The sequence below is a fragment of the Methanobrevibacter sp. genome, assembly GCF_045646045.1.
Lineage (GTDB): Archaea > Methanobacteriota > Methanobacteria > Methanobacteriales > Methanobacteriaceae > Methanocatella.
The window spans coordinates 1-23,206 of sequence record NZ_JAZRJY010000062.1 but is presented as its reverse complement, the minus strand read 5'-3'; the positions used below and the strand labels follow the sequence as shown (position 1 = coordinate 23,206).

11 protein-coding genes are annotated in these 23,206 nt (G+C 33.2%); 7 read left to right on the top strand and 4 right to left on the bottom strand.

Features of this window, described 5'->3' with window-relative positions; all coding sequences use genetic code 11:
* The 4 genes from ACKI5C_RS04095 to ACKI5C_RS04080 form a co-directional block, all read left to right on the top strand.
* A partial coding sequence (locus ACKI5C_RS04095) for a lectin like domain-containing protein (RefSeq protein ID WP_407431937.1) occupies window positions 1-1,787 on the top strand: 1,787 nt, incomplete at its 5' end.
* Window positions 1,788-1,865: 78 nt separating this feature from the next.
* Window positions 1,866-2,450 carry an NAD(P)H-binding protein gene (locus tag ACKI5C_RS04090; RefSeq protein ID WP_407431936.1) on the top strand — a complete coding sequence of 195 codons (585 nt, stop codon included), beginning with the start codon at window positions 1,866-1,868 and terminating at the stop codon, window positions 2,448-2,450.
* Between the two features lie 72 nt (window positions 2,451-2,522).
* Window positions 2,523-3,032 (top strand): hypothetical protein, encoded by a 510-nt coding sequence (locus ACKI5C_RS04085; protein WP_407431935.1) that lies wholly within the window; start codon window positions 2,523-2,525, stop codon window positions 3,030-3,032.
* 295 nt (window positions 3,033-3,327) lie between these two features.
* Window positions 3,328-3,459, top strand: a complete 132-nt coding sequence (locus tag ACKI5C_RS04080) for a hypothetical protein (protein WP_407431934.1) — start codon at window positions 3,328-3,330, stop codon at window positions 3,457-3,459.
* A 51-nt stretch (window positions 3,460-3,510) separates the two neighbouring features.
* Here ACKI5C_RS04080 and ACKI5C_RS04075 read toward each other — a convergent pair whose 3' ends face one another.
* Together ACKI5C_RS04075 and ACKI5C_RS04070 are read right to left on the bottom strand one after the other, a co-directional pair.
* On the bottom strand, window positions 3,511-3,648 hold the full coding sequence (locus ACKI5C_RS04075) for a hypothetical protein (protein WP_407431933.1): 138 nt from the start codon (window positions 3,646-3,648) through the stop codon (window positions 3,511-3,513).
* 360 nt (window positions 3,649-4,008) lie between these two features.
* The gene (locus ACKI5C_RS04070; protein ID WP_407431932.1) at window positions 4,009-4,146 is read right to left on the bottom strand and encodes a hypothetical protein; all 138 of its coding nucleotides are present in this window, start codon (window positions 4,144-4,146) and stop codon (window positions 4,009-4,011) included.
* Here ACKI5C_RS04070 and ACKI5C_RS04065 point away from each other — a divergent pair.
* Window positions 4,082-5,518: an Ig-like domain repeat protein gene (locus ACKI5C_RS04065; RefSeq protein ID WP_407431938.1), complete on the top strand. Its 1,437-nt coding sequence runs from the start codon at window positions 4,082-4,084 to the stop codon at window positions 5,516-5,518. The genes ACKI5C_RS04070 and ACKI5C_RS04065 overlap by 65 nt on opposite strands.
* Window positions 5,519-5,831: 313 nt before the next feature.
* Window positions 5,832-11,339, top strand: coding sequence for a hypothetical protein (locus tag ACKI5C_RS04060; protein ID WP_407431931.1), 5,508 nt, complete (start codon window positions 5,832-5,834; stop codon window positions 11,337-11,339).
* A 699-nt stretch (window positions 11,340-12,038) separates the two neighbouring features.
* Here ACKI5C_RS04060 and ACKI5C_RS04055 read toward each other — a convergent pair.
* Window positions 12,039-16,526 (bottom strand): right-handed parallel beta-helix repeat-containing protein, encoded by a 4,488-nt coding sequence (locus ACKI5C_RS04055; RefSeq protein WP_407431930.1) that lies wholly within the window; start codon window positions 16,524-16,526, stop codon window positions 12,039-12,041.
* Between the two features lie 112 nt (window positions 16,527-16,638).
* Entirely contained in the window at window positions 16,639-21,390 is a 4,752-nt protein-coding gene (locus ACKI5C_RS04050) for a cobaltochelatase subunit CobN (RefSeq protein WP_407431929.1), read from the bottom strand.
* A gap of 259 nt (window positions 21,391-21,649) precedes the next feature.
* On the opposite strand from ACKI5C_RS04050, the gene ACKI5C_RS04045 reads away from it, so the two are divergent.
* Window positions 21,650-23,206: right-handed parallel beta-helix repeat-containing protein (locus ACKI5C_RS04045; RefSeq protein ID WP_407431928.1), on the top strand; the 1,557-nt coding region annotated here is incomplete at its 3' end.

The window sequence follows — 23,206 nt, the reverse complement described above, 5'->3', positions numbered from 1 at the left end:
TAAAAGCAACCGATGTAGAATATGATTTTTCAGAAAACAATCTGGGAAATAATGGAATAATCTATAGTAAATACGGTAGCACTGAAGCTACAGAGGGAGGTAGTCAAGCACTGGCATTAGGACATATCTTAAGTTGGCTTGGCCCAGTACCTGAAGAATATGACACTTATGATGAAATAGGTAAAATATCTGATGTTATTGATATAAATAAAATTCACGTCCAGGATGCAATTTTAATCACTGCAAAGAAAACAGCTGATTATATCAATACTAATGAAACAAATAATTTAATCAAACAAACAATATTAAAATACGGTTCTGTTGCAATAAACTATTTTACTGATGGAACTGATACTAAAACCATTTCATTATACCATAATGATACTTATGTAGCCAGCCACACGGTTTCTCTAGTCGGATGGGATGATAACTACAGCAAAGATAATTTCAATATTACACCTCCAGGTGATGGCGCATGGATATTAAAAAACAGCTGGGGTAAAGAGACAGGCATCAATGGATACCAATACATTTCATATTATGATACTTCATTATTGTCTCCTGATGCAGAGGGAATTTATGAAACACCCCATGCAACTGCATTTATAATTGAAAATACTGAGAATTACAAATATAATTACCAAACGGATTTGAGGGGACTTAGAGGAACGGATAAAAATTACACATTTTATTCAAATGAATACACCGCTGTTGCCAATAATCTTTTGGGCGCTGTGGGTACTTACTTTAACGATTCAGGCATAGATTATGAACTTAAAATATATGTTAATGGTGAGCTGAAAATCACACAAAACGGTACAAGCGAATTTTCAGGATTTAAGACCATTAAATTAAATGAATATGTCCCAGTTAAAGAAAATGATGTATTTAAAGTAGTCTTTAAAAATAACATGGTTCCTTATCAATCCCTATCAAGACAACATTACATGGAAAATACTAGCCTTATAAGTGCAGATGGTCTAAACTGGATTGATTGTGCTGCATTAAATATAACATCCTGCTTAAAAGTCTACGCATTTGATTTACCTATCTACACTGATGATTTGGTTAAAATCTATAAGAACGCTTCTAGCTTTGAGGTCAATATCGGTGCTGCAAACGAAACTGTTACTTTTGAGATAAATGGAAGAACATATACAAGAATCAGCGATGAAAATGGAACTGCAAGAATTGCCATTAACTTAAATCCAGGCAACTACACAATAAAAACAACATTCAACGGCACAACAGTTGAAAATAAAATCACAGTATTATCAACATTGATTGGTGAGAATCTAGTTAAATACTACAGAAACGCTTCCCAGTTCTATATTTCACTGATTGACGGGGAAGGCAATTCAGTATCCGGCGTTAACATTACCATGAACATCAATGGTGTTTTCTATAACAGAACAACCAATGAAAACGGAACAGCCAAGTTAAACATTAATTTACTTCCTGGAGAATACATCCTGACAGCAACTGATCCGTTGACAGGCCTTATGATGTCATATAACATCACAGTATTGCCGACGTTAATTGCCGAAGACATGAACATGACCTACAAAGACGGATCAAAATTCGAGGCAACACTTCTTGACGGCCAGGGTCACCCGTTAAAAGGGGAAAATATAACATTCAACATCAATGGAGTGTTCTATAACCGTACAACAGATGAAAACGGAACTGCAAAATTGAACATCAACCTGATGGCCGGTGAATACATAATAACATCAATGTATGAAAACGGCGCAACAATTGCAAACAAAATAACCATTAAAAGTTGAGATTAATTTCTCAACTATTTTTTTTCTTTAACCATCAGAAAAGAAAAGCTTTTTTTAATTGACAACCAATTATTAATTATGAACATAGCTATTCTTGGTGCAACCGGAAACTTTGGCATTACGTTAACATCCAAATTGCTTGCGGTCAGCGATCATCACCTGACGCTGATTTCCACAAGTGCCGGCAGCAAATTTGAGGACAATTATCGAATTACTGCAAAAAATGTTGATGCAACGAATGTCAGAGCATTGAAAAAAGCCTTAAAAGATTCTGATTTAGTGTATTGTGCAATTTCAGGTGATTACCTGCCGGTTATGGTAGACAATATCATCAGCTGTGAACCTAAACGACTGATATTCATGACCACTGTCGGTGTTTACAATGAACTTGAAAATGCTCCCCAATTGAATGTGGACAATGAACCTCTTCAAATCCCAAATCAATATTCTGTCGATTTGATAGAAAATAGTGATATAAATTATACAATATTCAGATTGGGCCTTTTGGAGCATGGTGACGAAAATGATTATATAATCACGAAAAAGGGAGAAAATGTTAAAACACAACAGACAACCGCAGAATCCGTGATTAAAATTGCTTTAGAAATAATAAATGACCCAGAACTTTACTCCCGCGAAAGCATCAGCATTACTAAAAAATAATATAATCAAAAGATTTATTAAGTACTTTTTATAATACAAAGTCATGTTAAATAAACTATACAGGTGATAAATATGAGTTTTGAAGAGACCAAAGAAAAACTTGCAGTTAAAAAAGACGAACAAAAAGTAAAATATGAAGAAAAAAAAGAACAAGCAAAAATTAACCACAAAGAAAGAGTATTAAAATTAAAAGAAAAATATACTGACAAAAAAATAGAAGCTCACATCGAAAAAGCTATGAAAATTTTCGCTAGAGCTGAAGACGATGCAGAAAAAGAAATCGAAAAATTATTAGAAAAACTTGAAAAAGAACTTGAAGATGAAGAAAAACCTATTGAGCTCATCTTATACAAAGCAGAAAACCAATTAGAAGAAATCTTATTAAAAGCTCAATTAAAAATGCAAAAAGGTAAAAACGATTTAATCAAAAACTTCGAAAAAGATGTTGAAAGAGTAGCTGAATTAGTAACCATTGAAGATGATCTTTCTGAAGTTAAAGCTGAAATGGATGAAGTATCAACTATCTTAGATGAAAGAATCAGCATCGAAAAAGATACTTTAACAATCAAAGCTAAAGAATAATTAATTTTTAAAAAGAAAATACTGTTGAAATTTAATTTCAACTATTTTTCTTTTCTTGTTTTAAAAAAATATACAACACCACAATTTAGAAAAAAACGAATTTTTCAGTTTAAAACACAATTTAATGAAAGATACATACATTACCTCAAGTTAAAGGATTATCCATGAGTTAAAGCATTGGCATCTAATGTAGAAGAAAACTCTACAAAAACTATTTTTTTTACTAATTTTTAAAATAATTTAATAATTATTATTTCCAAACATAAACATAATTAAACTTTGTTGGGGAAAAACTATGAAAATTAAAAAATTAATTTTTTTATGCTTATTTATATTAATTTTATCAATAGCTAGTGTATCGGGTAGTGAAGATACAAATCAAACATTAAGCATGTCCAATAAAAGTAGCATACACTGGAGACAATAACTATGAAGCAAAAACACTAGACGCAACAATAAATATTCCAAAAATCGACAACTACACAGCAAAAATAACAACAGACAAAGACAACAACATAATCCTCGAATTACCTGAAGATGCAACAGGAAACGCAACACTATACATCAACGGAAAAGAAACAAAAACAGTACCAATCACGGGAAGCAAAACAACCATACCAACTGAATTAGATCCTGGAAACTACACAATAAAAGTAATCTATAGTGGTAACGACAAATACACACCAAAAACACTAAACACAACAACAAACATCAAAAAATACGGAAATTACACAATAAATACAACAACAGATAAAAACAACAATATAATAGTCGAATTACCAAAAGACGCAACAGGAAACATAACAGCAACCACAAAAGACAAAAAATACAATATACCAATACAAAACGGAAAAGCAACAATCCCAACAGGCAACCTGGAACCAGGAAACTACACAATCGAAATACAATATCCTGGAGACAACAAATACACAGCAAAAAGCACAACAACAAATCTAAACATACCAAAAATAGACAACTACACAGCAAAAATAACAACAGACGATAAAAACAATGTAATAGTCGAATTACCAAAAGACGCAACAGGAACCATAACAGTATCCATTGATGGAAAAGAATACAAAACAGTACCAGCAACAGGAAACAAAACAACCATACCAACAGAATTAGAACCAGGAAATCATACAATCACAGCAACATACAACGGAAACAACAAATACACACCAAAAACACTAAACACGACAATGAATGTACCAAAAATAGACAATTACACTGCAGATATTAATGTTGGTGAAGATAATGTAACTGTTACATTGCCTGAAGACATTAATGGCAAATTAACTGTAAAAGTTGGAAATGAAACATTTACTGTACCAGTTAAGAATGGTGTGGCCGTCATTCCTTATGATGATTTACCTGCCGGTGAAAACAGCATAACAGTCACCTACCCTGGAGACAGCAAATATGCTGAAAAATCATTTGACTTCAATGTAACAGTCAAGCCAAAAGTGATTATTACAGTAAAAGACCTAGTCAAATATTACGGTTCACCTGACAGATTCATTGTCAATATCACAGACAGCAAAGGAAGACCAATTGCCGGTGAAATTGTTTATATAACCCTAAACGGAAGAACATACAACAGAACAACCGACAATAATGGTATAGCATCCATTGGCGTTAATCTAAATTCAGGAACCTACACGGCAACAGTAACTGTAAACGGAACAGAATTAACCGCCAAAATTACTATATTATCAACAATAAACGGTACAAATATCGTTAAAATATTCCGTAACGCAACACAATACTACGTAACTGCTCTTGACAGCAACGGCAATTATTTACCTGAAAATACTGAAATAGAATTCAACATTAACGGTGTATTCTATAAACGTAAAGTCACAGGCGACAAAGGATTAGTAAAACTCAACATAAACCTCAATCCAAACACATACATTATCACTGCATACAATACAGTTACAGGAGAAGTAACATCCAACAACATAACTGTATTATCCAGATTAACAGAAAACAAAAACATTACAATGTATGAAAAGAACGGAACCAAATACACCGTACGCGTACTTGACGAAACTGGAAAAGCTGTAGGTGCTGGAGAAAAAGTAACATTCAACATAAACGGAGTATTATACACACGTACAACTGACGCAAACGGATATGCCCCCCTTAACATAAACCTAAATCCTGGAAACTACATAATCACAGCAATGTACGGCGATTCAACAGTTGCAAACAATATTGAAATTTTGCCTCGTTTAGTGGCCAGCGATTTAGTCAAAAAATACGGTACACCAGATCAGTTTAAAGCACAACTGCTTGACGGTAAAGGAAATCCAGTTGTTGGTGAAAAAGTAACATTCAACATAAACGGAGTATTCTACACACGTACAACTGATGCAGATGGATTTGCAAAATTAAATATTAATTTAATGCCAGGCAAATATGTCATAACATCAAGCTACGGCAGTTTTGTTTGCGGAAACACCGTAACCGTAAATGCTTAAGAGAGAACAATCATTCTCTCAATTTTCTTTTTTTATATTATTTCACTATATATGAGCCAGTTATCTCCGTTATTTTTATAATGTTTAAATAGGCTGTCAATTTGTTAGTACTTGTAGAATTATACGTAGCTTTTTTTCTCATCAAATTTTCTATGTCATAATCTTTGAAACTACTTTAATTAAACATTCAGTATTTCCGTTCATTTTAATATAGATATATTTTTAACAAAAAAGTTTTATGAATAAAAATACATATCATATATTGTTTTTGATAATATTATTTATAAAAATGATTTTATAGGCGTGATTTGATATGAAGAAAAAATTACCTTTATTATTATTGTTGTTTCTTGTTTGTATCTTAAGCATTTCAGCAATAAGTGCAACAGAAAATACTGCAAACAACGATGTTATTGGTGCAGATAATAATAAAGAGAATAATTTAGAAATAAACATTCCTGATGATAATGTTTCAACAGGTAACGAGAATTTTGAACTTAGTTTAGAACAAAATAATAATGATGAGTTAAAAGATAGTGGTGAGTTAAATTTCAATGATTTAAATAGGATTATTAATGGTAATTCTAATTCTACAATCTATTTATCTAATAATTACAAATATGATGAAGATTCAGACACTGATTTTGTAAATGGAATCATTATTGACAGAGATTTAATGATTTATGGAAATGGAATAACACTAAATGGAGACAAAAAGGCAAGAATATTTAATGTTATCGATTTTAATTTAAATGTTAGTTTTTATGATATACATTTCATTAATGGTCATAGCTCAAATGGTTGTGGTGGAGCAATACATGGCGGTACTTCTTACAACTGTAATTTTAACGATAACTATGCATATGATGGTGGAGCATTATGTAGTGGTACTGCTTACAACTGTACCTTCAAGGACAATGAAGCTGAACATAATGGAGGGGCAATATTCGACGGTAATGCATACAACTGTACATTTACTGAAAACGAAGCAGTCAGTGGTGGAGCAATGTCTGATAGTTATGCTTACAACTCTACATTCACAGAAAACGAAGCAGACAAGGGCGGAGCAATGTATGGAGGTGTTGCATTCAACTCTACATTCACTAAAAACGAAGCAGAGAAGGGTGGAGCAATGTATGAAAGTGTTGCAGATGAGTGTTTCTTCAAGAAAAACCATGCAGATGATGGGGGTGGAGCAATGTATAAGGGAGAGGCATTCTACTGTGATTTTGTATCCAATAGTGCACGTGATGATGGTGGAGCAATGTATAGGGGAAATGCATACGCCTGTACCTTCACTGAAAACGAAGCAGCTTATGAGGATGAGAGATATGCTGTATATGAATATTATAATGGTGGAGCAATATATGATGGAAATGCATATGACTGTACATTCATTGAGAACTTTGCAAATGATGGTGGAGCAATGTATGATGGAAGCGCTCGCAACTGTATATTCAAAGAAAACCTTGCATTTCATAGTGGTGGAGCAGTAAATGATGTAGATGCATACTATTGTACATTCACCGAGAACCGTGCTCATGAGAGGAATGGTGGAGGAATGAATAATGGAAATGCATACCACTGTATATTCAAAAAAAACTCCTTAGGTTCATTTTCAGGCTATGGTAGAGCATTGGCAGATTCAAATGCATACAACTGTACATTAAAAGACCATCCTGGCGATTCTGGAGCAATGGTTGGTGGAAAAGCTGCTTTATGCAAATTTAATGGAGATCCAATTGATGATGTAGATATTATTCATCCTGCAATACATGTATCAGATCACGTCTTAACTTACAACTCAGGTGAAAAATTGGAATTCGACTTAATAGCAAATAATATATTACTTGATGGATTTAATCTTACTATTAAAATATATAAAGATAATCAATTATACACTACTGTTTATGGTTTAAGTGGTGAAGGATGGATTGTAGATTTAGAGCCTGGTGATTATACTGCTGATTTAATGCTAACTGATTTTCCCAAGGAAAAATCATCATTTGCAAATATCACTGTAAGATCAACTTTCGCTGATTTAAATACGACTATTAATGGTAATAATAATTCTACAATTTACTTATCTAACAACGACTACTTCAAATTTGATATTGCTTCAGATGTTGAATTGATAAATGGAATTATTATAAACCGAGATTTAACAATTTATGGAAATGGAACAACAATAAATGGAGATGCAATAACAAGAATATTTAAAGTAGAAGATAATGTTAATGTTAAATTTTATAATATAAACTTCATAAACGGTAAAGCAGTAGATGGCGGAGCAATATATGGTGGTAATGCTTACAACTGTTTCTTCAGAGAAAACACTGCAGAAAAAGATGGTGGAGCAATATATGGTGGTAATGCAGTTAATTGTACATTCAACTTTAACGCTGCAGAAAGAGATGGTGGAGCAATATATCTAGGTAATGCAACTGATTGTACATTCAACATTAACACTGCAGAAAAAGATGGTGGAGCAATAACTCAGGGAAATGCATACAACTCCACATTTATACAAAACCATGCAGACAATTTGGGTGGAGCAATACATCTAGGTAATGCAGCTGGTTGTACATTCACCTCTAACACTGCAGGAACTGGTGGAGCAATAAGTCAAGGAAATGTATACAACTCTACATTTATACTAAACCGTGCAGATAATGTGGGTGGAGCAATATATCTAGGTAATGCAACTGATTGTACATTCACCAATAGCACTTCAGAAACTGGTGGAGTAATGTATGGTGGAAATGCAAAAAACTGTACTTTCACTAAAAACAAAGCATATGCTTTTGGTGGAGCAATATATGGTGGTAATGTAATTGATTGTACATTCGCTAAAAACAAAGCAGATAGAGGTGGAGCAATATACCAAGGTAATGCAAATAATTGTACATTCACCGATAACACTGCAGAAAAAGATGGTGGTGCAATCTTTAAAGGCGATGCAATCAATTGTACTTTCATTGGTAATACTGCACATCATGGTGGTGCCATGAATTGTGAAGATATCAACAGAAATTATACTGCTGAAGGGTGTACTTTTATTGGAAATTCTGCTGACGGTGGCGGAGCAACCTATTTTGTTGATGTATTTAACTGTATTTTCACCAACAACACTTCAACTTGTGATGGTGGAGCAGTCTATAAACGTGCTGCTGTGAACTGTACTTTCACAGGAAACACTGCTGAACGTGATGGTGGTGCAATCTTTAAAGGCGATGCAATCAATTGTACTTTCATAGGCAACAGTGTTCAACACCAGGGAGGCGCAATGTATGAAGGAACTGCTTGTTTATGCATATTTAATGAAGATTCAACTAAAGATACAAAGATTATTCATCCTATAATAAATGTATTAAATTACGCCTCAACTTACAACTCCGGTGAAAAATTAAAATTCAACTTAACCGCAAATGATATGGTGTTTGATGGATTTAAAACTAGTATTGCAATATATAAAAATGGTTCATTAGTCAAAACTGCTTCTGGTTTAAGTGGTGAAGGATGGATTGTAGATTTAGGGCCTGGTGAATATACAGCTGTTTTAAGTCTCACAGATTATCCCGATGAAAAATCATCAAATGCAACTATTAATGTTTCAAAAGGAAATACAATTATTGATATTAGCCCAATTAATAATGCAAAAGTAGGACAGGAATTAACAATAAATTACACTACTAACAGTAATGGAACAGTAACAATTAAAGTAAATGGTCAAAAAATATCTGGTAATAAATTCACGCCAACTAAAGTAGGTTCTTATGTTGTATCTGTTGAAGTTGCAGAAAACGATTACTATGCTGCGACATCAAATGAAACTGCATTCACAGTAAAAACTAATGCTGTGGTTGTTATAAGTCCTATTACAAATGTCGTTGTAGGACAAGAAGTAACAATTAACTATACTACCAACAGTAATGGAACAGTAACAATTAAAGTTAACGGTCAAAAAATATCTGGTAATAAATTCACGCCAACTAAAGTAGGTTCTTATAATTTAACTGTTGAAGTTGCAGAAAACGACTACTACACAGCAGCATCAAACCAAACTACATTCACAGCAGAAAAAACCGATGCAGTAGTTGAAATAAGTCCTATTACAAATGTTGTTGTAGGTCAGGAAGTAACAATTAACTATACTACCAACAGTAATGGAACAGTAACAATTAAAGTTAACGGTCAAAAAATATCTGGCACTAAATTCACACCAACTAAAGAAGGTATTTATAATGTATCTGTTGAAGTTGCAGAAAACGACTACTACACAGCAGCATCAAATGAAACTGCATTTACAGTAGAAAAGATCTCTGCTATGGTTGTTATAAGTCCTATTGCAAATGTTGTTGTAGGTCAGGAAGTAACAATTAACTACACTACCAACAGTAATGGAACAGTAACAATTAAAGTAGATGGTCAAAAAATAAATGGCACAAAATTCACACCAACCAAAGAAGGTTCTTATAATGTAACTGTAAAAATTGCAGAAAACGACTACTACACTGAGGCATCAAACCAAACTAAATTCTGGGTAGAAAAAATCGACAATTATACAGCAGATATTAATATCGGTGAAGATAGTGTAACTGTTATATTGCCTGAAGACATTAATGGCAAATTAACTGTAAAAGTTGGAAATGAAATATTTACTGTGCCTGTTAAGAATGGTGTGGCCGTCATTCCTTATGATGATTTACCTGCCGGTGAAAACAGCATAACAGTCACATATCGTGGAGACAATAAATATGCTGAAAAATCATTTGACTTCAATGTAACTGTCGAGCCAAAAGTAATTATTACAGCAAAAGATCTGATTAAATATTACGGTTCACCTGACAGATTCGTCGTCAGTATCAAAGATAGTGAAGGAAGACCAATTGCCGGTCAAATTGTTTATATAACTTTAAACGGAAAAACATATGACAGAACAACAGATAATGCGGGTATGGCATCCATTGGTGTTAATTTAAATTCCGGAAACTACACAGCAGCAGTAAAAGTAAATGAAACAGAATTAACTGCCAGCATTACTGTGTTATCAACAGTAAATGGTACAAACATCGTTAAAATATTCCGTAACGCAACACAATACTATGTAACTGCTCGTGACAGCAACGGTAATTATTTACCTGAAAATACTGAAATAGAATTCAACATTAACGGTGTATTCTATAAACGTAAAGTCACAGGAGATAAAGGATTGGTAAAACTCAACATAAACCTCAATCCTAACACATACATTATCACTGCATACAATACAGTTACAGGAGAGCTAACATCCAATAACATAACTGTATTATCCAGATTAACAGAAAACAAAAACATTACAATGTATGAAAAGAACGGAACCAAATACACCGTACGCGTACTTGACGAAACTGGAAAAGCAGTAGGGGCTGGAGAAAAAGTGACATTCAACATAAACGGAGTATTCTACACACGTACAACTGATGCCAACGGATATGCCACCATTAACTTAAATCTAAATCCTGGAAACTACATAATCACAGCAATGTACGGCGATTCAACAGTAACAAACAATATTGAAATATTACCTCGCCTAGTAGCCAGCGATTTAGTCAAAAAATACGGCACACCAGATCAGTTTAAAGCACAACTGCTTGACGGTAAAGGAAATCCAGTTGTTGGCGAAAAAATAACATTCAACATAAATGGTGTATTATACAACCGCCCAACTGATGCAGATGGATTTGCAAAATTAAATATTAATTTAATGCCAGGCAAATACGTCATTACATCAAGCTACGGCAGTTTTGTTTGCGGAAACACCGTAACAGTAAACGGATAAAAATGAGAGAATATTAATTCTCTCAATTCTTCTTTTTTTTATTTACAATTTTATTCAAATTAAAGAAAATTTAAATTTTGATTAAATACTTATATACATGAACAATTAATTGATGATGTGATTATAAAATATCTTTCATGAAATGAATTTTAAAGTCAAGTAAATACTATTTTTTAGTAGTCACCCTGTAAATTATGGAAGCAAAATTTAATTTAAATGCAGGAATTTGGCAAGGTCCACATTAATCATTCAATGGACAAATAGTTCAAACTGCAAAAATATTTCCAAATATGTAAAGAAATTATCATGTGATAAAAAAGACAATGAATGACTAAAAACCTACCATGTCACATATATTTTTCAATTTAGACAACAGACAATATGTAAAAACCAACAATAATCAGTTTTAAATGAAAATTTCTAAAATTTAGGCATTCCCAAAATTACAAATCATTAAATATGAAATATAACAGAATATTTAATTGTAACATTCTCCCGTGTTACTTAAAAAAATCATTTTAGTATATGTTTCGTTTACCGGAACATATACAAAATTCAAATTAACTCTTTTTCTCAAAACTAATAATTATTAAATCTTTTTTATCGAATTAGCAATATAAAAATTGTTATATTAAAAAAAAACTTATAATATATATTTTAATCAAAAATAAAAAAAAGAGAGGTTAAAAGTTTTAACCTCTAAGCTTTGACGCTAACTTTGTTTGATGTTAGGGCATCTCCATAGGTTGATGTGATAATATATTCACCAGGCATTAAATTGATATTTAACTTTGCAATACCATCATCACCACTTACACGGTTGTAAAAGACACCATTAATGTTAAATCCAACATTAGCTTTTGCAACAGCCTTACCCTGACCATCAAGAACTTTAATTTCAAATGGATCAGAAGTTCCGTATTTTTTAACCAAATCAGATGCGATTAATACAGGTTTGACTTTGATATTATTTCCAACTACACAACCGTTATATTCAGCTGAAATAATATAATCTCCAGGCAGCAAGTTTATGTTCAAGCCAGCAACACCATTTGCATCAGTTGTACGTATATAGAAAACACCGTTAATATTGAAGGTCACTTCTTCACCAACACCTGCAGCGGTACCGTCGCTTTTAATAACTTTAACAGTGTATCGAGAACCGTTTCTATAAAACATTTCAATGTCTTTATTATCAACCAGCAAAGATTTTACTTCAATAGTGTTACTTATTGTTTCACCGTTTGAATCCCTTACCGCAGTTATGACATAATTATTCGGCAGGAGATTAATTGCAAGGCTTGCTAAACCATTGGCATCGGTAGTACGGCTATAGAATACACCATTAATGTTAAATGTTACCTTTTCGTTAGCAATAGGCTTGTCGTTTTGTTTGACAGAAACATAATATCTGGTTCCATTTTTATACATCATCACAATATCATTTCCAACCAATGTTGGCTTAATGTTTACGGATACATCATCATTGGACTGTGCATATTTTGAATCTCCATTAAATACAACAGATGCATTATATTGACCCGGATTTAAGTTTAAAGCTATGGATGCCTGACCATTAGCATCAGTAGTTCGCACATTAGGTTGTCCATTAATGGTAAATGTAATGTTTAAACCGGATAATGCTTTTCCATCAGCGTCTTTTAAAGTAGCAGCAAGTCTTGTTCCGTCTTTATAAAACATTGTAATATCACTAGCTTCAATGTGAGTGTAAATTCTGTCGTCAGTTATTTCCAAGGTAGCTTGTCCTAAACCTTGATTATAGTTTTCACTTTCTGCAACATTAGCATAAATTGCATATTCACCCGGAGTCAATTTTGGAATGTTAACGCTGACATTGACAATACCGTTTTTATCACTTACACCGGATTTAATATATTGTGCATTCCTATAGAATTTAACTTCCATACCGGAAATCGGATTATTAGCCTGATCTGTTAATCTAGCTAGAATAGATACAGTATCACCAGCTTTTGCTGTAACATTACTAACAACAATAGCAATATCGGATTTTACAATTTCCAAGTTTGCAGTTACATCAGTTGGTTGGAAATTGCGTTTAGATAAGCTTGCAGTAATTGTATAGTTTCCAACAGCATAATTCTTATTTAATTGATAAGGCAATTTAGCTACACCATTTTGAACTGTAGCATTTCCTATGATTGCATCTCCCAATTTAAATTGTACAATAGCACCATCATAATCTTTAAAGTCTGGAGTTATGAATTCTAAGATGAATGTTGCATTTGAAGCATATGGTGCAGTAACATCATAAAATATGATGTTTTTAAAAGTTGATCCATAATTATCATGGACAGTATTGCCTTTGGAATTGTTTACTCCATCATCACCAGAACCTTCTTTACCTTTAAGATAATTATTGGTTACAGTGTTTCCGGTTGAAGCAACGGATAAATCCACAGGATAACCATTACTTGTTGCAATAGAGTTAGAATCAATTAAGTTTCCTTTAGAGGCGCCTTCGAAGTATATTCCTGAATTTGGAGCTTTTAGGGAATCACGAACAATGAAATCAAGTGAAGAGCCGTCACCATCTGCCATTATTGTATTATTTTGAATTACATTATTGCTTGATTTACTAGCAGCAATTCCGGAAATAATCTTTCCATTACCTGAAATCATGTTATTTGCAATTACATTATTATCTGACTCAAATCCTTCAATTCCATAGCCGACATCACTTTCAAAGGTAATAATGTTTCCGGCAATTGCAGAATCATGGGACATTTCCAAAGTAATACCGTAAACAGTACGTCCACAGTCCAAATAAATGTTGTTATTAATTAAATTTGTATCGTCACAATCCTGGCCTAAAATTAATCCTTCACCGACATTAGGACCACTTATATAAATATCATTAGATATGAAAGTGTTGTTAATAGCTGTAGTAGATGCATATTGTCCTGTTGAGTGTGCAAGAGCACCTGCACCATACAAGTAATTATCCAAACCAGTTACATTAATTTTGTTATTTGAAATCAGGTTGTTGTCACAGTCATAGTAGAAATCAATACCTACAAGTGAATTTGTTGAATTTACAGCTAATGACTGGTTTACAAGAGAAGTTACGCTTACATCATTTTCAATCAAGGTGTTGTTGGATGATTTAATCATTAAAATACCATAAGTTCTGTACAATTCAGGAACTATATTTGTTCCATCCAAACAGTGTTCTTTTAAGATGTCTCCGAGACAGTGGCCGATACATTGACCGATGCAGACTTCAGAACCGTTACCGTTGATATCCCTTGAATTTTCAAATGCATGAAGCTCACCGGTACCTATACAGTTGACTATATTGTTTTTAAATTCACAGTTTTCCGCACCATAACCAAGTAAGGTATATGTCAAAGAGTCACCGTGAGAGGTTAATTTGTTATCTTCCACATAAACCCTTGAGGATTGGTAAACATAAATCGCATATGCTGATGTCGGGTCATAAACAGTAATATCGTTGTTTAAAAGTTTGACAATTTGAGCATCAGCTACATAAATACCCCATGCACTGTGTACAGAAGCATTTTTGTTGATAATAGTTAAATTTTCAATCCAGACAGAATCGGAAGTAACGATAAATGTTGAATTTAAAAATGTTGGGTTTTTACCGGTTATTTTTACACTGCTTGAAACAAGAATTTCTTTATCGTTGAATGTACCGTCAAAGTTTAAGATATCTCCGTCATGTACAAAGTCATTTTTTAAATTACCGTTTTCATCAATGAAATTGTGGTAATTTGCCGGAGTGATGTAGTGAGTTGTTCCGTTAAATACGAAATCAGGAACGGACGGATCTATTTCACCGTCAGGAGTTAAAATCTGACCTGTACCAGTGTTATTTTTAATAACCGAACTATCCTTATCTGCATCTGCTGCATTAATTATGTACTGGTTAGATGTTTTAATCTGATTGTTGACAATGGTAATGTCAAATGGATATTTGGTCTTGGATGATTTTGAAAGCAATACACCAACAGCATTTCCTGAGAAAATCACATTTCTGTCAACAACAATTCCTTTGCATAGGCCTTGCTGGTGAACACCTGCAGATGCAGAGTAGATTTCATTTTCAATAACTTTAATGTTATCTCCAGGAGCTTCAATACCGTATCCTTTTGTAGCATTGATATAATTATTTTCAATTACAGAGCCGTCACCGCCGGAAATAGCTGCACCGACAAATGCACCGTTTACAGTATTGTTTCTGATTGTAGCATTAGCTGCAAGTGCAATACCATAATCTCCACCAGATACTGCATGAGATGAAAAGTCAGAACCTGTAACATAAATTATATTGTTAATTACTTTGTTAAATGGGAAGTTTGAAGAAGAAACTCCTCTGTATGCGCCATAAATCTTATTTGAATCGACAGTATTGTTTCCACCCATCAATTGAATTCCGTAAGACCATGAAGTAACATTTACCATGTATCTGATTGTATTACCACGAATTATGTTATTATAGGATTCTCCGCCTTTAAAGTCTCCACCACCATAGGAAGATAAATAAATTCCATTTGCATCATCAGATTCGATATTGTTATCTGCAATGATGTTATCGTTTGATCTTCCAACTAAAATTACCGGCACTGACCTTGTACCGTGGCCATAGCTTTCACCATATCCTTTTAAAAAGTTATTATGAATGTTATTGTTATTAGCTTCCTCAATTATAGCAATAGGATAAGATGACTGACCGCCATTTCGTATATCATTATTATAAATTTCACAATTGTCTGCACCTATAAGATAAATTCCCTGATGGAAATTTTCTGTATTTCTAATTTTCAAATCATGAATTACACTTCCGGAAGCTGCAGTGGTAAGTTTTACAATACCATTAGAAATGATACCACCATTTCCCTGAAGAGTAATTTGCTTATTAATTATAAAATCTTTACCTGAAAAATCACCGCTTAATGTTAATGTATCTCCATTCTTAACAATAGAGCTCAATTCCCCAGAATTAGAGAAATATTGGCCGTATGTTGCTGAAGTTACATCATATTCAGAAGCGGTTAATATATTATCCCCATTATCAATCTCATTAATAGCTATTGTTTCATTTAAATCATCAGCTGCACTTACTGCACCCAAAGAAACAATTAATACTAATAAAAAGATTAATAACATATTGATTTTCTTCATCATATTAATCACATCATAATTATATTAAAATACATTTGACTAAAAAATGTATCATAAGTTTAGTTATGTAATTAATAAATATATAAAAATTTCTAAAAAAAAAAGAATGATGATTTTAATAATCATCAAAATCATCTTTATTTTTTGTATAACCTACCATAAATATTGCAATTAATGCAATGATTGCTGCGATTACAACAATAGGCATACTTGACTCGGAACTTGAAGGTCTGGCCGGAGCACTTTTTGAAACTTCGTAAGCTTTAGAGTCACCAGATTGAGAAGCGTCCTGACTTGCATCGTTTTGGCTAGAATCACTTGAACTTGAACTAGCTGATTGTGAAGAAGCACCGGCGGTACTTTGAGAAGATGCAGGTTGATCTCCAACAGGACTTGCGCTGCCTGAAGATCCGCCATTGTTTTCAGTGGTTCCGTTAACCAACATCTGTTCAGATGAAGGGTTAGTATTACTTTGACCATCACCGTCAGTAGGCGCATCATCAGTTACATATAACGGATCAGTTAAAGTAGCTTTAGCTAAAATATCAGCATATTTAGCTTTTTCACTTGGTGAAAGAGAACTTGCCTGAATAATTTTCATGTTAAAGTCCAAATTCTTACAAGTGTGGTGACAACAAGCAACACCATACATATTAGCCATTTGAATAATGTTATTAGCTAACTGTTCGATTTGTTTAGCATCACCATCCCATACTCCCTGATCGTTTAAATAAAACATCCAAGCAGCCATACTTTGCCATGCAGCAGCCTGTGCTGTTGACTGGACTGTTCCGGTTAAACCGTTATAAGTTTGCGCAATTTGATTACCTAATTCAGAATTTAATTGTCCACCACTTAAAATTAAACCACCATACAGGTTTTCCATATTTTTAGCATATGATAAAGAACCTGCCTGGGAATTGACTAATGGATTATAGTAATTAGGATTTAAAATCATACTACGAATCTCATAATCCAATTCTTCCTCATAGCTTCTTGAAACATAATTGTTCTGATTTCTAATATCAACAAATGCTGTATCCGGTTTAGCGCCAAGTGTACGTGCAGCGTTATATAATCCACCAAACCAATCATAATAATCGTCTGAATCAATGAATCTCCATGTACTATCGAAGTTTTGAGTAATTAAATCAACTTGTGAGAGCAATGTTTTATAATTTTCTTTTTGAGGAGTTACAACAATATTACCTTTTGAATCCATATTCCAAGCAAATGAAACTTTATCAAGATAAATACTTGATGCCTCATCATTAACTGTTTCAATATTCCAGTCATTAGTACTTGGAATAAAGTTACTCATACCGGTACCTTCTAAAACAGCACCTGGAAGACCATACAATCTGTCGATTATTCCAGTCTGATTATAATGAAGTTTAAGATAATTTTGGTTAAAGTCTTCTCCTTCTGCATTAAGTGCAAGATTTACACCTGTAAGCAACCAAGTTAACCAGTCTTTATTACTTGTAACAATACTTGCGAATACATCTATTCTAGGTCTGTTTACAACACTGCCATCATGTAATTGAACAGTCAATTCATCTATTGGAAGCAATTCAACACCAATAACTTTACCATTTTCTGCCCAAACAGGTCTGCATCCAAGGAAGTATAAGAATTCTGCAATACCAATACCTTCAGTTCTTGATATTTCAGTACCCCAGAGGATTAATGCAGTTAATTTTGGCCATTCGCCATGTTCCTGCATATAGTCAGCTAAAAGCAAGTCAACAATTTTAACTGCAGATGCATAAGCTGATCTGGATGGCATTTTTGTTGAATCTGATGCAAAACCATCATAACCTGACGGAATAGAGTCACCGTAAGAAGGATCTGCGAATAAACCTGCAGCCAAATAATCGCCTTCAAGGGCTTTAATAATAGCTGCCCATTCATTATTGTTTTCAATATCGACAATAACGCTGGCTGCATATAATGTATCATTATAAAGAGCAGAACCTGCTTTGATATTATATTCTTTATTTAATGCTTCAACAGAAGTTCCGCATACTAAAGCAGTGACATATTCCTTTAAGAATAAAAGTACAGTTGCTTCAACAGTTGCGTATTGCTCAACATGACGAATATCATCATAGAAACTCATATTTGCTAAATTAGGATAGAAATGAGCCAATATATGATTATAAATTCTGGTTTGAGAAGTTGTAACAGTAATCACTTCTTCAATAAGTTCATAACCGGTTAAAACCTTACCCAAATGATGGAGACCATAGGTATAGAAATCATCTTCCATGCCTTCCAAATAGGAATGCAATTCAGCAACATAATCATCAAATGTCTGATTTGATTCATTGAATGTAGCAAAACCTAAAGATGGAGCTAAATCTATAATTAAAGCCTTATATTCTTCAGCGTTTGTACTTACATTAAGCTTAACCTGATCCCTGTAATGAGCAATATATTCTGATAATAAAGTATAATTACCATATAATGCGGATGAAACCATAGCTGGAGTCATGTGAGTAATCATTAATGGAGCAATTCTGTCACGAGCAACCATTGCTTCACCAGGGTTAGAAACGATATATGGATAAATTGTAGGATTTAAAGTTAACTCAAAAGTCCAATCCCCTTCCATTACACCGATATTTCTACCAGGTAACCATTCAAGTGTTCCGTGAGTACCCATGTTGATTACTGCATTAACATCAATAACTTGATCCAACCATTCATAGAATGCAACATACTGTTGATGAGGAGGCAATTTTAAATCGTGGTAATTTTGAACTTCTTCCCATCCTCTTGAAGGCTGGAAAGTAATGAAGACATTACCGAACCACATACCAGGAATAACGATATAGGTATCATTATATACCATAATCTCTCCAAGTCCATCACCCCAACGGTCAATCATCCATTCATATAATGAAGGATTAATGTTTGCAGTCAAATCATAGAACTGGTTTAAATCAATTAGCTGATTATGTGCCATTAAGAAATCAAAGTTTTCTTCCACATATTGGTTTAATAAACCTCGTGCCCAAGTACCTTTGTTACCAAATTGAACAATTAATTCAGTTAAATTGTACAAAGATGGAATATCTGAAATATTTCCAACATCAAAACCTGCATTATGCAATTGGAAAAGTAAATCATAAGTACTTTGGAATACATCCAAATATGATGCACCAATTTCTGCCTTACCCGGAGGGTAATTATATAATACAATGGAAACAATCTTATCAGCATTATCCATTTCTTTTAGCTCAGCCCATTGGGTAGATAATTTAACCATTTTGTCTACACCGGACTGGATAACATGAGATTTACCCATACCGTCAACATATGACAAAACAATAGGACCGTAGACACCTTCAAAACTTGGATAAGTTACTGAAAAAGTCCATTCTATTTGAGGACCAAGTTCATTAAGATAACTTGTTTCGGAAATATCATAAACACCTTTTAACACAGCAAGGTTAATATCTTCCAAATCACCTAAAGCAGAACCATTTGCATAATTTAAAGACCAACTATAAAGTGATGTAATAGCTGAAATACCAACAGTTGAAATATCAGTAATCTTATTTAAGATTGAAGACATGGACGGAGTTGTACCAGTTTTAAATACATTAAAAGCTGCTCTTCCATTAGCTTCATAAGATTTGATTAAAGCATCAACGACATTACCACCAGCATAGTAGGTAGCGATAGCTATGAATGGTTTATCATAAGTAATATTGCCAATATAATCCTTTTCAAATGTTTTGAAAAGAGTTGTAGGATCCAAAGTAGTTTCCAGCCAATTAGGATAATCCACAATCATCCAATTAAGACTTCCATGACCGTCAGCATCATAACCAGGATTATTTGTTATCCACTGATTGATTAACTGACCCTCAGGTACAATGGTGTAGACTCCTAAATCAGGATGGTAAAAACCACATTCAGGACTCATTAAAGGAGCATTATTTACATCCAATGTAGGGTTTGCATATTTGGACGGAGCGACTAAATAATAAACATATTTTAAATAATTCATCATGTTTTTATTTAAAACTAAAGAATTTTCAATATCCTCCGCCTGGAAATAAGAACCTATATAAGTATTTTCTATAGTATGGAAAGTATTGTTAGCAGAACTGGCTCCAACAATATGGATTCCTGTAGAGTTTAAAATACTATCTGAATAAATACCAAATGTATAAGCCACATTATAATTAATGTTGGCCGGACAATTTTCCAAAACCTCTTTTAGATATTCACCTGTGACAGTATGATATGAACCTTCATTAAACATGTCTATTTGAACGAATTTTGCATATTCAAATAGCCATTCACGGGTAAGATCAAAATTTGTTGTACTTATATAAGCGACCCTTTTTGACATTTCCATTAATAAATCAACTTTTTCATTATGTGAATCATAATCTACAAGCAATAGTATATCAGGAATGAACATGTAATCAATAGCTTGAGTATTTCTTGCTGATAAATCCACATTCTCTCTGTGAGACTCATATGTGGAATATTTAATCTCAACATTATAAACTGCTGAGTTCAAATTGGAAACGGCAACATTACCCTCACTATCTGTTAATCCTGAAAATACCAAATTGTTAGATGAATCATATACTGAAACACTTGCATTAGCCAGGTTTACACCATCTTCGCTCCATGTATTATTTGCAGCGACAAAAGAGTCACTTACATGAATATTAATGCTTCCTGGTGCACCCAATAATCCGGAAGAATCTGGACCAGATGCAAGTAAAGTTGAATTATCCCCTGCAGAAATTGCACTTAACGATAATAAAAGCATTACCGAAATTATTAGAATAAACAACAACTTATTACCTAACTTTTTGATATTTTCACCCCCTTTCATGCCAATTATAAAATTATAGTAAGATTAAAAAAATATCCACTATAACTGTAATATATTGCTTACATAATATATATAATTTAGTAAGGTTAAAATCAATTTGATTTTTTAATCCAATATACTTGTATTAAAAAAAATTTAAAAATAGTTAAAATATTATCCAAAAAAACTATACCAAAAGACATTAACCTGAATATATCATTCATTTTTACAAAAATAATTAGTAAAACATATTATATTATATAAATAAAATGTTAATCATATGACCAAAGGTCATGCAAAAAATATGAAAAAGGATGTTAAATTTATGGGAAAAAAATATTTTCTTTTAATCTGTTTGACATTATTTATTATATCAATTGCAGCAGTTTCTGCCAGCGATATAGGACAGACAGATGATGATACAGATTTAATAGCTGTATCGAATGATAACGTACTTGGGGATGGTGTCGATTCAGGCACATTTAATGAATTACAGGAAAAAATAAACAATGCCAGTGAAGGGTCAACTATTGAATTATTAAATGATTATACTTATGATGATACCTTCCGGGCTGATGGGATAATGATTAATAAAAGTTTAACTATTGAAGGAAATGGTTTTACTATAGACGGAGCAAATAAAGCCAGAATATTTTTCATTAATGCTACAAGCGACATTACATTAAACAATATAGTGTTTACGAATGGATTATATGAACAGGGAGGAGCCATATTATTCAACCAGAATGTTATTGAAGTCAGCATTTCAAATTCAGTATTTACAAACAATTCAGCTCTTACCAATGGAAGTACAGGTGGAGCAATTAACTTCAACCAAAATGCATCAAACATTTTATTTGAAAATACCACATTTGAAAATAATTATGCAGGATACGGTGGAAGTATTGCATTTGATAGTAATGCAGGATTCATTCAATTTGACGGATGCAGTTTCAGAACAAATAAAGAACGTGAAAACAGCATAATTGGAGGGGGAGCACTCTATTTCATCAAAGATGCAATATTTGTTTTTATAGAAAATTGTGAATTTGATAATCTTACTGCAAATACAGGTGGAGCAATACATTTTGAAGAAAGATTTGCAATATCCCTGATTAACAATACAAACTTCACAAACAACAAAGCTCAGACCAAAAATACCGCATATGGTGGAGGAGCAATAAGCATTGAAGGAGATGCAGATTTTACTGTCATACAAAATAGTGAATTTATAAACAACTCTGCTTCAACCCATGGTGGAGCAATTAAACTTATGGGAAATACCGACACATTACTTATTTATAATGCAGTCTTTGATGGAAACTACGCACCGTACGCAGGTACATTATGCCTCAAAGGTGCGAATAACCTTTTTGTAACCGAAACAGAATTCACAAACAATAAAGGAACTGATGCAGACATTGTTGGCGGAGGAGCAATATACGTAATAGGAAACTTGACAAACTCCATTTTTGAAGATACAATATTTGAAAACAACAGCGCACGTACCGGTGGAGCAATATTTGTAGAAGGTAATTTGAACACCACCCAATTCCTAAACAATCAATTCACAAATAACTCCGCATTTACCAACAACACATATTACGGTGGAGGAGCAATCGCAGTAGAAGGAAACGCAACAAACAACATTTTTAATAAAACAACATTTGCATTTAATACTGCTACAACCCATGGTGGAGCAGTTAAATTCATGGAAAATGACGAAAGCAATACATTTATAGATTGTATATTTATTGATAACTATGCACCATACGGTGGATCAATCGCAGTAAGTAACAAAAGTAAAAGACTCAATTTAACCAGTTGTATTTTCGAA

Excerpts from the sequence above, each read along its gene's own strand:
- ACKI5C_RS04090 (WP_407431936.1), top strand. The coding sequence starts at position 1,866 with ATGAACATAGCTATTCTTGGTGCAACCGGAAACTTTGGCATTACGTTA.
- ACKI5C_RS04085 (WP_407431935.1), top strand. The coding sequence starts at position 2,523 with ATGAGTTTTGAAGAGACCAAAGAAAAACTTGCAGTTAAAAAAGACGAA.
- ACKI5C_RS04080 (WP_407431934.1), top strand. The coding sequence starts at position 3,328 with ATGAAAATTAAAAAATTAATTTTTTTATGCTTATTTATATTAATTTTA.
- ACKI5C_RS04075 (WP_407431933.1), bottom strand. The coding sequence starts at position 3,648 with ATGGTTGTTTTGCTTCCCGTGATTGGTACTGTTTTTGTTTCTTTTCCG.
- ACKI5C_RS04070 (WP_407431932.1), bottom strand. The coding sequence starts at position 4,146 with ATGGTTGTTTTGTTTCCTGTTGCTGGTACTGTTTTGTATTCTTTTCCA.
- ACKI5C_RS04060 (WP_407431931.1), top strand. The coding sequence starts at position 5,832 with ATGAAGAAAAAATTACCTTTATTATTATTGTTGTTTCTTGTTTGTATC.
- ACKI5C_RS04055 (WP_407431930.1), bottom strand. The coding sequence starts at position 16,526 with ATGATGAAGAAAATCAATATGTTATTAATCTTTTTATTAGTATTAATT.
- ACKI5C_RS04050 (WP_407431929.1), bottom strand. The coding sequence starts at position 21,390 with ATGAAAGGGGGTGAAAATATCAAAAAGTTAGGTAATAAGTTGTTGTTT.